Origin of the sequence: Bacillus sp. FSL R5-0397 (assembly GCF_038593395.1) — a bacterium.
GTDB lineage: Bacteria > Bacillota > Bacilli > Bacillales > Bacillaceae > Bacillus > Bacillus altitudinis.
The window spans coordinates 3,607,047-3,620,293 of sequence record NZ_CP151992.1 but is presented as its reverse complement, the minus strand read 5'-3'; the positions used below and the strand labels follow the sequence as shown (position 1 = coordinate 3,620,293).

16 protein-coding genes are annotated in these 13,247 nt (G+C 40.6%); 11 read left to right on the top strand and 5 right to left on the bottom strand.

Annotation, left to right across the window (positions count from 1 at the left end; genetic code table 11):
* Positions 1-31: 31 nt before the first annotated feature.
* Together NSQ70_RS18555 and NSQ70_RS18550 are read right to left on the bottom strand one after the other, a co-directional pair.
* Positions 32-274, bottom strand: a complete 243-nt coding sequence (locus NSQ70_RS18555; protein WP_342502350.1) for a hypothetical protein — start codon at positions 272-274, stop codon at positions 32-34.
* A gap of 14 nt (positions 275-288) precedes the next feature.
* Entirely contained in the window at positions 289-537 is a 249-nt protein-coding gene (locus NSQ70_RS18550; RefSeq protein WP_058336403.1) for a hypothetical protein, read from the bottom strand.
* A 99-nt stretch (positions 538-636) separates the two neighbouring features.
* Here NSQ70_RS18550 and NSQ70_RS18545 point away from each other — a divergent pair, with 99 nt between their 5' ends.
* The 6 genes from NSQ70_RS18545 to NSQ70_RS18520 all read left to right on the top strand — a co-directional run bounded on the left by NSQ70_RS18545 (position 637) and on the right by NSQ70_RS18520 (position 3,637).
* Positions 637-1,227 carry a Crp/Fnr family transcriptional regulator gene (locus NSQ70_RS18545; protein WP_178929691.1) on the top strand — a complete coding sequence of 197 codons (591 nt, stop codon included), beginning with the start codon at positions 637-639 and terminating at the stop codon, positions 1,225-1,227.
* Between the two features lie 71 nt (positions 1,228-1,298).
* Positions 1,299-1,640 carry a darcynin family protein gene (locus tag NSQ70_RS18540; RefSeq protein ID WP_342502349.1) on the top strand — a complete coding sequence of 114 codons (342 nt, stop codon included), beginning with the start codon at positions 1,299-1,301 and terminating at the stop codon, positions 1,638-1,640.
* A gap of 105 nt (positions 1,641-1,745) precedes the next feature.
* A complete protein-coding gene (locus NSQ70_RS18535; protein WP_159145274.1) occupies positions 1,746-2,255 on the top strand; it encodes an LURP-one-related family protein in 510 nt (169 codons plus the stop codon).
* A 17-nt stretch (positions 2,256-2,272) separates the two neighbouring features.
* Positions 2,273-2,779 (top strand): hypothetical protein, encoded by a 507-nt coding sequence (locus NSQ70_RS18530; RefSeq protein ID WP_142153380.1) that lies wholly within the window; start codon positions 2,273-2,275, stop codon positions 2,777-2,779.
* 13 nt (positions 2,780-2,792) lie between these two features.
* Positions 2,793-3,212 (top strand): LysR family transcriptional regulator, encoded by a 420-nt coding sequence (locus NSQ70_RS18525; protein ID WP_342502348.1) that lies wholly within the window; start codon positions 2,793-2,795, stop codon positions 3,210-3,212.
* Positions 3,191-3,637, top strand: a complete 447-nt coding sequence (locus NSQ70_RS18520) for a LysR family transcriptional regulator substrate-binding protein (protein ID WP_342502347.1) — start codon at positions 3,191-3,193, stop codon at positions 3,635-3,637. Before NSQ70_RS18525 ends, NSQ70_RS18520 begins: the two co-directional genes overlap by 22 nt.
* Positions 3,638-3,676: 39 nt before the next feature.
* Here NSQ70_RS18520 and NSQ70_RS18515 read toward each other — a convergent pair whose 3' ends face one another.
* Positions 3,677-4,573, bottom strand: a complete 897-nt coding sequence (locus NSQ70_RS18515; protein ID WP_268430232.1) for a PhzF family phenazine biosynthesis protein — start codon at positions 4,571-4,573, stop codon at positions 3,677-3,679.
* A 320-nt stretch (positions 4,574-4,893) separates the two neighbouring features.
* On the opposite strand from NSQ70_RS18515, the gene NSQ70_RS18510 reads away from it, so the two are divergent.
* On the top strand, positions 4,894-5,457 hold the full coding sequence (locus NSQ70_RS18510; RefSeq protein ID WP_056703902.1) for an Imm64 family immunity protein: 564 nt from the start codon (positions 4,894-4,896) through the stop codon (positions 5,455-5,457).
* 38 nt (positions 5,458-5,495) lie between these two features.
* On the opposite strand, the gene NSQ70_RS18505 is transcribed toward NSQ70_RS18510, so the two are convergent.
* Complete coding sequence (locus NSQ70_RS18505; RefSeq protein WP_017368418.1) at positions 5,496-6,206, bottom strand: GntR family transcriptional regulator; 711 nt, start codon at positions 6,204-6,206, stop codon at positions 5,496-5,498.
* A gap of 154 nt (positions 6,207-6,360) precedes the next feature.
* Between NSQ70_RS18505 and NSQ70_RS18500 the strand changes: the two genes are divergently transcribed.
* Together NSQ70_RS18500 and bglA are read left to right on the top strand one after the other, a co-directional pair.
* Complete coding sequence (locus tag NSQ70_RS18500; RefSeq protein ID WP_268430231.1) at positions 6,361-8,259, top strand: beta-glucoside-specific PTS transporter subunit IIABC; 1,899 nt, start codon at positions 6,361-6,363, stop codon at positions 8,257-8,259.
* 9 nt (positions 8,260-8,268) lie between these two features.
* Positions 8,269-9,708, top strand: a complete 1,440-nt coding sequence (bglA, locus tag NSQ70_RS18495; protein ID WP_100218328.1) for a 6-phospho-beta-glucosidase BglA — start codon at positions 8,269-8,271, stop codon at positions 9,706-9,708.
* A gap of 51 nt (positions 9,709-9,759) precedes the next feature.
* Here the strand turns inward: bglA and NSQ70_RS18490 are convergent, their stop codons facing one another.
* Positions 9,760-9,921: a hypothetical protein gene (locus tag NSQ70_RS18490; RefSeq protein ID WP_025208294.1), complete on the bottom strand. Its 162-nt coding sequence runs from the start codon at positions 9,919-9,921 to the stop codon at positions 9,760-9,762.
* A 160-nt stretch (positions 9,922-10,081) separates the two neighbouring features.
* Here NSQ70_RS18490 and NSQ70_RS18485 point away from each other — a divergent pair, with 160 nt between their 5' ends.
* Both NSQ70_RS18485 and NSQ70_RS18480 read left to right on the top strand, forming a co-directional pair.
* On the top strand, positions 10,082-11,317 hold the full coding sequence (locus NSQ70_RS18485; protein WP_138279203.1) for a TerD family protein: 1,236 nt from the start codon (positions 10,082-10,084) through the stop codon (positions 11,315-11,317).
* Positions 11,318-11,518: 201 nt separating this feature from the next.
* Complete coding sequence (locus tag NSQ70_RS18480) at positions 11,519-13,237, top strand: T7SS effector LXG polymorphic toxin (RefSeq protein WP_272949430.1); 1,719 nt, start codon at positions 11,519-11,521, stop codon at positions 13,235-13,237.
* Positions 13,238-13,247 lie beyond the last annotated feature (10 nt).

The following is a 13,247-nucleotide window of genomic DNA, read 5'->3' as shown; positions in this document are numbered from 1 at the left end:
GTGTGTCAAATGAGACTTTTCTTTTTAATGTTTATGGTAAACCTACAAAGTCTTCTGCATCACGAACTGTCATAGACATCTGTTTTGCATTTACAATAATGACACAATCCCATGTCGGCTTTATTTGCAGTTCATCATTTTCATCAATACGGAGCATTCCTTTAAATTCAACCGTTTGTTCTAGAAAAACCATTTTCTTTTCTGTATCATCTTTGACTGCTGTTAAATGGTCAGGATAGTGAATCGTCCAATCATAAAAAGCGGTTTTCTTCATAGTTCCTCCTATTTTCATTCGTACACATCTCCGAATACTTCTTTTGTTTGCCGGATTGTCAGTGATTTATTGGTTGGATCAATTGAAATGACACAATCCCAAGTAGGTTTGATTTGTAGCTCGTTGTTGTCATCCATCCAGATGATGCTATTTAGTTCAATGGATGGCTCTAAAATGACCATTTTCTTTTCATAATGATCGGTAATCGCTGTTAAGTCCGCTTGTAAATGGACGGTCCAGTCAAAAAAAGTGATTTTTTTCATTGTTTCTCCCCTCATCATCGCGTATATTTCCATTATAACTTGAGTGTTTCCTGATACAATTTTTATCAAGTCTTCCATTACTAGAGAGGTAACTTACAGATGGATAAAATAACTAACCCATACGACACGTTCAAAACCAAAATATCGAAATATCTTATTGAACATAAGCATTGGCAAGCCTTTAAAGATGGAACAACGATTAAACAATTAAAAGCGGGTACATGCATAATCAAGGCTGGCGATCCAGTGAAGCATGCCTATTTCTGCATAACAGGTCTCTTCCGTCTCTTCTATTTGTTACCGGATGGAAGGGAGTACAACGTGGCTTTTACGTTGGAAGATGATTTTGCTACTTCTTATGCAAGCATGATCAACGGGCAGCCTTCTCCTTATTCGATTGAAGCGATGGAGGATTCTATTGTGATTGAAATTCCGTATGATCTGCTTCAAATGTTGACGGACAGAAGTCATATGTGGGAGCGGTTTGTTCGGGTGAGTGTTGAAAGGCTGTATACGAGAAAGGAAGAGCGTGAGAGGGAACTGCTATATTTGCCAGCCATTGAGCGATATCAGGCGTTTTTATTGAAATATCCCGGGTTACATCAGCGTATCGCTCAATATCATATTGCCTCATATATCGGTATTTCTCCAGTTTCGCTGAGCAGGCTGCTGCATCCTGCTGAACATTAACCTATGTTAATGCGCATTCTCTAGATCTGGCGTACAATCATCACATCATAGAAGAATCGAGGGGCTTGATGATGAAATATATGATGGTTGTTTTATTAGAGTTCTATCCATCTTGGCTTGCTTTACCACGAGAGGAGCGCAGAACCCATGCGGCTTCGCTGCAAGAGTTGATGCAGAAATATGAGGAACATGTGACGGTGCGTTTTTTTGATGCTGAAGCTCTTCCATGTAAGGATTACACAGATTTTGTGATGTGTGAAACAGATGACCTGAAGTTCTATCATTTTATGTGGGAAGAGATTAGAGATTCTATTCCTTATACAAGTGGTTATGTCAAAATGAAAGAGGTCATCATGGGAATGGAAGATGCTTTTCAAACATATGAAAAAGAATCTCTGAAAATGGATCAGTAATCGAAAACCACCTGCTATCAGGTGGTTTTTTGCACATTCTATTATTTGGTATAATCAGGGGTAAGGGAAGAACGGATAAATTTTTGAATTGAATCGGAGGTACTTATGAAGCAGCTGTATATGAAGCAAAAGGTATTTAGTCTGAGCGGTAGGTTTACGGTAAAGGATCAACAGGAGAATGATGTATATGTGGTCGAAGGCAGCTTTATGAAGGTGCCAAAGACGTTTACCATTTTGAATACAGAACGAGAAGTCATTGCTGTAATCACGAAGAAAATGTTTAGCTTTTTACCAAAGTTTTTAGTAGAAGTCGGTGGGCAAGAGGTATTGACGATCAAAAAAGAGTTTACGTTCTTCAAAGCAAAATATTCAATTGATGCTGCTGGTATCGAAGTACAAGGAAACTGGTGGGATATGAATTTCCAAGTGCTGCAAAGCGGCGAAGTGATCGGTCAGGTAAAGAAGGAATGGTTTACTTGGGGGGATAGCTACAAGGTGGATATTTTGAAAGAAGAGATGGAGCCTGTGATGATTGCATTGGTTGTTGCGATTGATTGTGTGAAAGCGGATGAAGCGGCGTCTAGGTCTTCGTCGACGACGACAATCAATAATTAATTGGAGGTTTTAAAAAGTTGGACAACCTCACCCGCATTTTAAGATTAAGAGATGCAGAGATATGGGCGTATGAATTTCTCGATAATAAAGACATCATCGTCTATTTCTCGATTACAGATTTAAATAGAAAAGCAACGATTCATGATAACCCTCTGGCTACTCAAGAAGAACTGGATGAAAGAGATAATTACATATCAATGGATGTGCACAGCCATCTAGATCTCAAGAAAACGCTAGAAGAAGATATATTTGATGACTTTATCACCAATATCTCAGCTTTAGTAGAGCATATGCATGATTTTCACAATGCGCATGTTTTTATTCATATGCATGTTCATGACAAAATCGAATTGACAGATTTTCAGTTAGAAAAAGATGAAGAGATGCATGGCGATGAAAAAGAACAACTCTATACATTTAAACGTTTATGGATTCAGCAGGCATGTTTTCAATTGGTCGAACAACAATTAAATCGAAAAATCACAGACATGTCTAACAGTAGGTTTTGCCAAGATCTAAAGTGAGGTGAGCAAACGAATGACATTCCCATACAAAGTATTTCAAACAGTCGTCGAATGCGGTAGCTTTACAAAAGCTGGTGAGAAGCTTGGGCTGACGCAGTCTGGGGTGAGTCATAATATGGCGAAGCTTGAGTCAGAGCTTGGGATTGTGCTGCTTCATCGGAATCGAAACGGGCTGTCACTGACAGATGCAGGTGAGCGATTGATGCCCCATATTCGCCAAATCATTCATCATGCGTCATTGCTTGAGCAGGAGGCGGCGTTGATTCAAGGGATGGAAGTGGGGAGTATTAAAATCGGCACGTTTTCTAGTTTTTCTTCAAAAATGCTTCCGCAGCTCATTCATCGTTTTACGAAAAGTTATCCCAATATCCAATTGGAATTATACGAAGGCGGCTATGAAGAAATTGAAGAGTGGATCGCATCTGGCACTTAACACAGCCATCTAGAGATTTGGAAACTGTTCCACTGTTTCAAGATGAATTGGTTGTGCTCATGCAAGAGAGTCATCGTTTCCATACAAAGAAGGTGATGGAAGTGGCTTCGTTCCAAGATGAACCATTTATTATGCCAAAAGCGGGCTGTGATCAACTCATTAAGAAAATATTAAAAGAAAGAGGCGTAAAACCCCATGTTTTATTTGAGATTGGGGACAACAATACGCTCATCTCTATGGTTCAGGAAGGCCTTGGGCTCACGATCATTCCGAAGTTGATTTTGCCGCCACAGGTGCCTCATGCGAACGTAATTCCACTTGAGACCCGTGTTTATCGCGAAATCAATATGGCGTTTAAATCTTTTAACGCAGCCTCTCCCTCTACTAAAAGATGGATTGAAGCAGTCAAAGATCATTTTAAATAGATTCAGCTTGAACGAGAGTCTCTATTCAAGCTGATCAATTTATAGCGTGATCACCCCACGAATGGTAATAACCGCTGCACCTGCTACTTTAATGACCGGCTTTGCTTCATTCGGAATGACCGTGATACGAAGCAATCCTGGTCTGCCGATTGCATCACCTTGGGCAATGCTCAGATGAGTGGTTTCTTGCTGAGGAATGATCCCTTCCAAATACAGATATCCGGCCAATGCCCCGTTTGCTGCTCCCGTTACAGGATCTTCGGGTATACCAATGCCAGGTGCAAAATCCCTTGTATAAAGATCACAGTCCTTTGTGGATTGAAACGTATAAAGATGAGTCGTTGTGATATCCTGCTCTTTATTCATTTTTCCTAAAGCTGCTAAGTTTGGTGCTGCTTGATCAATGTCATGCTGGTGTTTCAGCGGAACCAGAAGATGCCAGTTTCCGGTGTTTGCTAATTTTATAGGATAGGATGGATCAATCCTGTCACTGCTTATACCGAGAATATCACTAAGCTCTTCTACATCGATGATAAAATCTCGCGTCTTTGGCGTGACCTGTGTCATCTCCACATCCACAACTTTACCATTCTCTTCGTGCCATACAACGGGGACATGGCCGATCTTTGTTTCTAACACCACCCCTGATTTTTCTTTAGCCATCCCTAGCTCCGTCGCTAAAAGCCAAGTCAACCCAACCGTCGCATGCCCGCAGAAATTGACCTCTTCCGTTGGAGTGAAATATTTCACTCGATAATCGGCTTTCTCATCATGTGCCGGCAGCAAGAAAACGGACTCGGGTAAGTTCAACTCCTTGGCGATATTCTGCATCTCATCCTCCGTTAACCATTCCCCATCCAACACCACCCCAGCGGCATTACCTCCAAATTTCTCAGTTGTAAACGCATCGACATGATACACCCTAATATCTTTCATCTGACGAATCCTCCTAACCATGTTGTTATGTTCATCATAAGTGTGTAGGATGCATTCGTAAAATGAATCTTTTTGATGTGATTTATTGGAATTGTTCATGTAATATCAAACAACTAGGCGCTAAGGGCGGGAAAGTCTACGTACCATTACAGGAAAAAGATTGTCAGAGAGTGGTAAGACGGTAAAGACATTTAAGGGAAAAAATAATGATGGATCAAAAGGGAGGTACGAAGGAACCTGCTTTTTTGTAGTATGCTTGAACAAAACAAAAAGAAGGCGAGGGATTCAGCATAGCTTTAGGAGGATATATCAATATTGGATTGGTATTCTATGATGACATTCATTTAATAACCACTTTTCACAAACTGACTGACTATTTAACAAAAAAAGGAATGTCAATAACGAAAGTAAAGTTTAGTCAAGACGCTAATGGCGAAGCATGGATCGAACATGATGTAAAAGAGAATAAAATCAAAAACAATTACTTGGAAGGCTATTATACAGAATTTGAATTGACGGGAACATGCCTAAAATATACGACTATCAACATACAAAAAGAAGCTGGTTTTGTGGGATTCGTTCTATATTTAAAGTGGACAGAGGTTGTTTCACATGATGTCGTTCGTATTCAACAGGAGATCGTACAGTGTCTTGTAGAACTTTATCATACTCTTACGTTCGAGTATGCATTCATTGGACATGAAATGGAAGTCGAGCTTCATCCAGATGATGTTGAAATGAGTCTGCAAAAGCATCATGCTTTTCCAGTTGTTCTTATAGGTAAAGGGGATTATTTAGTCATTTTTTATGGTGATACTCTCATTGACGGGCTAACTACTCAAGAGAGAGGGAAGAAATATTTAAAGGTTAAAAGAGAACAGTAGAAAAGCCTCCTGAATGTATCAGGGGCTTTTTCCTTTCATCACCCATAATAATTATTCGCCTGAATAAAAAATTGGGATTGCATGTAGTTATATGTGATTTTCGAGAAGTCGAAGGGCTGGCCGTTTGTGAGATGAAAGACGGTTTCGACACGAAGAGCAGGATCATTTTGCTTAAGTCCGAGGTGCTTCGCTTCAGTTTCGTTTAGTTTGCCAACTTGCAGGTACATGTCAGAAAAGCCCACTTTAAGACCAAGGCCTTCACTAATGAATTTAAATACAGAATCGGCTGCAATTTCTGTGTTGAGGTAAGGAATAATGGTTTTCCGGTAATAGGACTCTTCTAAACATAAAGTTTGTCCATTGATGTAACGAATGCGTTTAAGGTAGAAAACATCCTCATCTAGTTCAATGTTTAAATTCAGCGCAGCTTCTTCTGGCGGTTTGACGGTATCTAACGTGAGAACTTCTGATGTCAGTTGAAATTCCTCTAAATCTTTTTTAAAACCTTGGTTGGATAATAGGCTAATATAGCCTTTGCGTCTATGCCTTCTCACAAAGATGCCGCTGCCCCTCACCTGATAGACAATCCCTTTTCTTTCGAGTAAATCTAATGATTTGATAATTGTACTTTTGCTCACAGCAAATTGATTCATGAGCGTCTCAAGCACAGGGAGTTTGTCTCCTTGCTGCAGCTCATGTGTGACAATATATTTTTCAATATCGCTCGCAATTTGTTGATACTTTAACATAGCCATTCCTCTTTGTTTTCACGATTTATTGTCTTTGTATTATAGCACATCCCGATTTCTCTTTGATATGCAAACTCAAATTATATATGTATTGATAAATTGTACCGGTATAATTATAATGTACATATACTAGTAGCGATAAAGGGGGGGTTATATGTCAAAAGTGAGGGATTATCAAAAGCTTGCAGAAGACATCTTAGAAGCAGTTGGCGGAGAAGAAAATGTGGTGAGTGCCGCAAGATGCGCCACGAGGCTGCGTTTGGTGCTGAAGCGTTCTAATCCAAAGGCAAAAGAAGCAGTCAACGCCATGCCTGGCGTCATTACAGTGGTGGAAAACGGTGGTCAGTTTCAGGTTGTGATCGGTCAGCATGTGGGTGAGGTATATGAGCATTTTTCCAACCTGGTTCAGCTCCAAACGTCGGATGATGATCAGCCGAATGAAAACAAAGGAACGATACTGAATCGGGTCATTGCGACCATGTCCGCTGTGTTTGCGCCATTTGTGTATATTTTAGCCGCAGCTGGTATTTTGCAAGGTGCACTTATCTTAATAAATTTGATATTTCCAAGCTTCTCGAAAACAGGCACTTATGAAGTGTTTAGCTTTATTTCTTGGGCACCGTTTACGTTCTTGCCCATTTTTATTGCGATAACTGCAGCCAAGCATTTCAAAACGAATATGTATATTGCGGTTGCTTGTACAGCAGCGCTTGTCAGTCCTTCTTGGACAGAGATTGCCGGACGTGTAGCATCAGGGGAAGGTGTGACCTTTTTAGGGATTGCGTTATCTGAAACGGTTTATACATCATCCGTCTTGCCACCGCTTTTCTTAGTATGGATTCTTTCTTATGTAGAAAAATTCTTAAACAAACGAATTCATGAGGTTGTCAAACCGCTATTTGTCCCATTTCTATGTATGGTCGTCATGGTTCCGTTAACCATACTATTAATCGGTCCTCTTTCGACAGCAGGTGCAAATGGGATTGCAAACGGATACAATGTTTTAGCTGAAAATGTACCAGCTCTGGCAGGGGCCATTATCGGCGGTTTCTGGCAAGTACTCGTGATTTTCGGTGTTCACTGGGGCATCACGCCAATGGTACTTGCGAACTTTGAACAATATGGACGTGACTCCTTTCAGGCATATCAAACCATCGCTGTTATCGCTCAAGTCGGTGCGGTGCTGGGAGTTATTTTAAAAGCAAGAAATCGGGAAACACGGAAAGTTGGGGTTTCAGCTGGAATCACAGGACTCTTCGGTATTACGGAGCCTGCGATTTACGGTGTCACCTTACGTTTTAAAAAGCCGTTTATTTTCGGGTGTATTTCTGGAGCGGTCGGTGCCGTTGTGGCCAGCTTCTTTACGCCTTATTACTTTGCATATGCAGGACTACCTGGCCCGCTGACCATTGTGAACGGAATCAGTGCAGATTATCCAACGTCTATCATTGGTATTTTGATTGGTGTGGCCATTGCGCTGATTTTACCAGTTGTGCTTATTCAAATGTTCGGATATGGAGAAGATACAGTAGAACAGTCAGCTGGTGAAACACCTCTTAAAGATCAAGACGGAGAAACGGCAAATACTTCTATGAACAATGAAGAAATGATCACGGCTCCACTTACAGGAAAGGTCCTTTCGTTATCTGAAGTGCCAGATGCCGTATTTAGCTCTGGGGCGATGGGGAAAGGTTTTGCCATTCATCCGACCGATAACAAACTGTTTGCACCGTTTGACGGCAGTATCGTCATGCTTGCACCAACAAAACATGCGATTGGTCTGCGTTCTGAATTTGGTGTAGAGTTACTTGTTCATGTAGGAATTGATACGGTTTCTCTAGATGGATCGGCATTTACACTCAATATCAAAGAAGGCGACAAGGTGAAAAAGGGTGACTTGTTGATGACATTTGATCAGGAAACAATTGAGAGCAAAGGATTACAAACAATCACACCTGTTATCATTACCAATACCCAAGCATACGAAGATGTGATTGTAGAGAAACGTTCGACATGTCAGCCAACTGACGTCATGATGACAATTGTGAAATAGGAGGAATAGATAATGACTTTACCAAAAGATTTCTTATGGGGCGGGGCATTAGCCGCTCATCAATTCGAAGGTGGATGGAATGCAGCTGGCAAAGGGCCGAGTGTTGTAGATGTGATGACAGCAGGTGCTCATGGTGTACCAAGACAGATCACGGAAACGATAGAAGAAGGAACTTTTTATCCAAACCATGAAGCCATTGATTTCTACCATCGTTACAAAGAAGATATCGCCATGTTTGCTGAAATGGGATTAAAATGCTTGCGAACATCGATCGGCTGGAGCCGAATTTTCCCTAAAGGGGATGAAGAAGAGCCGAATGAAGCAGGCTTACAGTTTTATGATGATGTGTTTGATGAACTGATTAAACATGGAATCGAGCCTGTCATTACGTTGTCTCACTTTGAAATGCCCCTTCATTTGGCAAGAGAATACGGCGGATTCCGAAGCAGAAAAGTCGCTGAATATTTCGCGAAATTCGCGGAAGTATGCTTCAATCGTTACAAGAACAAGGTCACGTACTGGATGACATTTAATGAAATCAATAACAAAATGGACGTTAACAACCCGTTGTTCCTTTGGACAAATTCAGGTGTATCTGTCAAAGAAGGCGAAAATGCCAAAGAAGTCATGTATCAAGCGGGCCATCATGAATTGCTTGCAAGTGCATGGGCAGTGGCAAAAGGAAAAGAGATCAATCCGTCCTTTCAAATTGGAGCGATGGTGTCCCACGTGCCAATTTATCCATATTCCTCAAACCCAGAGGATGTCATGCTGGCAGAAGAATATATGAGACAGCGCTATTTCTTCCCAGATGTCCAAGTGCGTGGCTACTATCCAAGCTACGCGTTAAAAGAATTTGAGCGCGAAGGCTATCACATTCCATTTGAAGAAGGCGATGAAGAAAGTTTAAGAAAAGGAAAAGTAGATTACCTTGGCTTTAGCTACTACATGTCAACAACGGTCAAAAGCGATGCAGTATCTGATCACAACGGAGACATTGTCAATGGAGCACTGCCACATGGTGTAGAAAATCCGTATATCAAATCAAGCGACTGGGGCTGGTCCATTGATCCGACAGGCTTAAGATATACATTGAATCGTTTTTACGATCGCTATCAAATCCCGCTATTCATTGTGGAAAATGGCTTTGGTGCCATTGATCAAGTGGAAGAAGACGGCTCTATTCATGACCCAGAGCGAATTCAATATCTCGCTTCTCATATTCAAGCACTGAAAAAAGCGGTTGAATATGACGGTGTGGACCTCATCGGCTACACACCTTGGGGCATCATTGATATCGTGTCATTCACAACCGGTGAAATGAAAAAACGCTACGGCATGATTTATGTTGACCGCGATAACGAAGGTAATGGTTCAATGAAGCGTCTTAAAAAAGATTCGTTTACTTGGTATCAAAACGTCATCGCAACGAATGGTGAAGAAGTGTAATAAAGAAATGACTGGCCCGGATGAGCGTGGGATTCGCTTGTTCGGGTTTTTTTATTTCCTATGCTTCAATGTAGCCTGAATACAAAGAAAAAAGAGAGTGATCACAATAAAATAATTCATTGGATTGTGAAAGATATTGATGCTAAATGCTAATTGAAGAAGAATCCAAAAACCGAATATCACTGTAACAGCTGGGATGATTTTTTTATACACATTGATTCTCCTTTCGAGAGTAGTTTGTTTTTAGGTGGCATTGTCTCATATCATTGCAGAGATGAAAAGAGAGAAAGATATTAATAGGTTCTATTGCACTATTTGGTATAATTGGTCTATAAAAACGATAAATGGTAGATAAAGAATAGGAGTTGTTGAAATGAATCAAACTCTGCAAATGGGTGCCAATACCGTACTAAACTCTCCAAAGGGGCAATTATCCATCAGTTATGAAGTCTCATCTGCAATTGATATTTCTTTAACGGCGTTTCTCTTAACAGATTCAAATCTAGTTCAAGGAGATAATGGCATTATTTTTTACAATCAGCCGGAGAGTACTACGGGTGTCGCGACACTTTTACCAGCAGAGATATCAGATCAGTTGAAAAGACATCAATTGAATTTTGATATGAGCAAAGTGCCTGTCGGAATCACAAAGATGGCTATTACACTAACAGAGGATCGAGGAATCGGCTTTTCTCATGTGAAGAATCTGCAAGCAGAAATTCGAACAGGTGATGAGGTCCTATACCTAACACCAGTAAGCTTTACAAATGAAAAGGGCATTGTCGTAGTAGAGCTATACATAAGAAATAGTGAAACGAAAGCACGATCCATCTGGCGTGGCTTCGATTCTGGATTGGAAGGGCTATGCAAGCTTTATGGGGTGGAGGTTGAACCTGATGAACAGGATGTTTCTACACCTCCTCCAATGGTTTCTGAAAAACAAATTAATGAGCCTGCTCCAATGAACACAGCCGCTAAAGAGAAAGCCGCTGCACCTATTAGCTTAGAGAAAGTTCAAGGTAAAATTAGTTTAGACAAAGGTCATAAACCGATCATCATTGAAAAAACACCAGAGATTACGGCTACAGTATCTTGGGAGTCTGGCACCGATTATGATATTTACGCATTGGTCTATACGAAGTCAGGAAAACAAATAGATGTGGCCATGTTTGGCGCAAAAGGTGTTCCCGCTCTCAAAAGTTACGGTAACGGGGCTGTAGAGCATATGGGAGATGTCGGTAGAGATCGTGAATCAATGAAAACAGAAGTCATTAAACTAAGGTTAAATGATGATATCCTTGCGGTGGTACCCGTTGTTTACTCTGCTCAATCAAATGGAACAGGTTCTTTCTATAGATATAGAGTGACTATGAGTATCGATAATCATCAAGGAACGTCTGTCACGATTCACGCGAAACATGCAAATGACAATGATCGAATTTATTCTTGTGTTCCAGGTATTCTTCAAAACACAAATGATGGCGTGATCATCCGTCCACTAGAGCTTTACAGTAAACCAAACTCTGAGCGTAGACCGAAGTTAAAAATGAAATATTCAAATGAGATCGATGTTTTGATGGATAAAGGACCAATCAATGATTATAAGTAACGTGAACATGTGGCCAGACAGAGTATAATGAACTGTCTGGCCTTTTCTATATCTCTACAATGGATAAACTCGTTTATCCATTGTAGAGGGTAAATTGAATAGAGAGTCCATTCCATTTTTTATGTCATTTAGCCTATTTTTCCGTTTTGGAGGTCACGGTAAAATAGACTTTATGATCAATAATGGAGGGAGTGGCTTAATCTGGGCAAGATACTTGATGCAAAAGCACTAACCAGTGCCATGGATACAAGGGCAAAACACTATCAGGAACTCCGCGAACAAATGATAGATTTAAAAAAGGCACTTCAAGGTGTTGCCAACCTCGGTGACGACTTCACTGGAAAAGGTGCCGATAACATTAAAAGCTTCTACAAAGAACTCGCCGGAAATGTGGACATGTTTATCAGCTTCATCGATAAGCAAAAGGCCTTTCATGAAGGTGTTTCTGGGACGCTTGATGATACAAATTTTGGCGGCGACACCTTTGTAGAAGAACACTTTTTAGACAACGCTGTACATATGGGAATCAAGAATGCCAAAAGCATCGTGAAGGATCAAAAAAAGGCACTCAAAACGATTTTTCAAGATATTGATGACCTCATTTCTCTGGAGGTATTTGATAGTAAAACCTTTGACGAAAAGATTGCAGATGCGGAAGATGAACGGAAGAAAACGGGTAAAGATTTAATAGAACTTGATCAAAATCTAAAAGATGAATATGCTTTGTCAGAGACTGAGGAGAAGGCTACAATGGCATTGTACGCAGAAATGATGAATGCCACAAATGACGGAAAATCCATTTCGCCTATGAATTTTGACAAGAAAGCGTATCAAAATAGCGAAATCTACAAGGCAAAAAGCGATATTGAGAAGCAAACTTCTGAATATCTAAAAATCAAAAAAGATCAAGAAGAAGCCCGCAAGATCGCAAAGGAACAAGAAGCGCTCGCCAACCGTCCTTGGTATGAAAAAGCCCTTGATTATGGGGGGAACATTGTCAATGAGCTAACCGGTGTGAATGATGCAAAACGTGCAGCTACGGGCGTTGATCCAATCACAGGCGAAGAACTCACCGCAGGCCAGCGAGTCGCCGCAGGCGGCATGGCAGCAGCAGGATATATCCCAATCGTAGGATGGGCAGGACGCATTTTCAAAGGCGGTAAAGCCGTTTATAAAACGACTCAAGCCACCTCAGCCGCAGTAAGAGCGGTCGACATTTACAAGACATCACAGAAGTCTTTTGACGCCCTGAAAACATCTCAAAAAGGCTTATATGGCCTCACCGCAACAAACGGCTTCAGTGAAGCGATTACGGGTCGAGATATGTTTGGAAATAAAATCTCGAAAGAACAGCAGGAAGCGAGTATGAATGCGGCGCTGGGGATGCTTTTGCCGTTTGGGGCAAAAGGGTTTCATGGGAAGATAGGGATGAAGGATATTACTGGTAGAGGTGGATTTAAACATAAGTATTCTGACAATAGCAAAAATCATCTAATACGACCAGAAGGTGTTAGTAAAACAGGTGTAAGTGGTGGTCATAATGAAAAGGAATTTTTCAATTATTTAAATGAAAAAGAAATTCCCTATAAATTGGAGAGAAAGGAACGCCATCCTTCGGTACATGGAATAAATGATGTGTACTATAAAATAGCAAAACAAGAGCGTGGTATGTATACAAAAGAATTTAAAGCCTCTACTCATAAGAAGACTGTTTATGATGATAATGTATTTACTGATGAACAAATTTACAAATATGGCCAAGAGGCAATGGAAAATGGTACTGAGTATGTAACTAGAGGCGGTCAACATGTAATACAAGGTACATCAAATGGTTTAAAATTTGAAGGATGGAAAAATCCAAAAACAGGAGAAATTGAAAGTTTGTATCCAGTATTAGAATGGAAAAAATATAGTGATTAGGAGGATCTTG

What these genes read in the sequence shown, in the direction of transcription:
- NSQ70_RS18505 (WP_017368418.1), bottom strand. Translation starts at nt 6,206, where the DNA reads ATGTTAAAGTATCAACAAATTGCGAGCGATATTGAAAAATATATTGTC.
- NSQ70_RS18500 (WP_268430231.1), top strand. Translation starts at nt 6,361, where the DNA reads ATGTCAAAAGTGAGGGATTATCAAAAGCTTGCAGAAGACATCTTAGAA.
- NSQ70_RS18535 (WP_159145274.1), top strand. Translation starts at nt 1,746, where the DNA reads ATGAAGCAGCTGTATATGAAGCAAAAGGTATTTAGTCTGAGCGGTAGG.
- NSQ70_RS18545 (WP_178929691.1), top strand. Translation starts at nt 637, where the DNA reads ATGGATAAAATAACTAACCCATACGACACGTTCAAAACCAAAATATCG.
- NSQ70_RS18485 (WP_138279203.1), top strand. Translation starts at nt 10,082, where the DNA reads ATGAATCAAACTCTGCAAATGGGTGCCAATACCGTACTAAACTCTCCA.
- NSQ70_RS18525 (WP_342502348.1), top strand. Translation starts at nt 2,793, where the DNA reads ATGACATTCCCATACAAAGTATTTCAAACAGTCGTCGAATGCGGTAGC.
- NSQ70_RS18555 (WP_342502350.1), bottom strand. Translation starts at nt 274, where the DNA reads ATGAAGAAAACCGCTTTTTATGATTGGACGATTCACTATCCTGACCAT.
- NSQ70_RS18540 (WP_342502349.1), top strand. Translation starts at nt 1,299, where the DNA reads ATGAAATATATGATGGTTGTTTTATTAGAGTTCTATCCATCTTGGCTT.
- NSQ70_RS18515 (WP_268430232.1), bottom strand. Translation starts at nt 4,573, where the DNA reads ATGAAAGATATTAGGGTGTATCATGTCGATGCGTTTACAACTGAGAAA.
- NSQ70_RS18550 (WP_058336403.1), bottom strand. Translation starts at nt 537, where the DNA reads ATGAAAAAAATCACTTTTTTTGACTGGACCGTCCATTTACAAGCGGAC.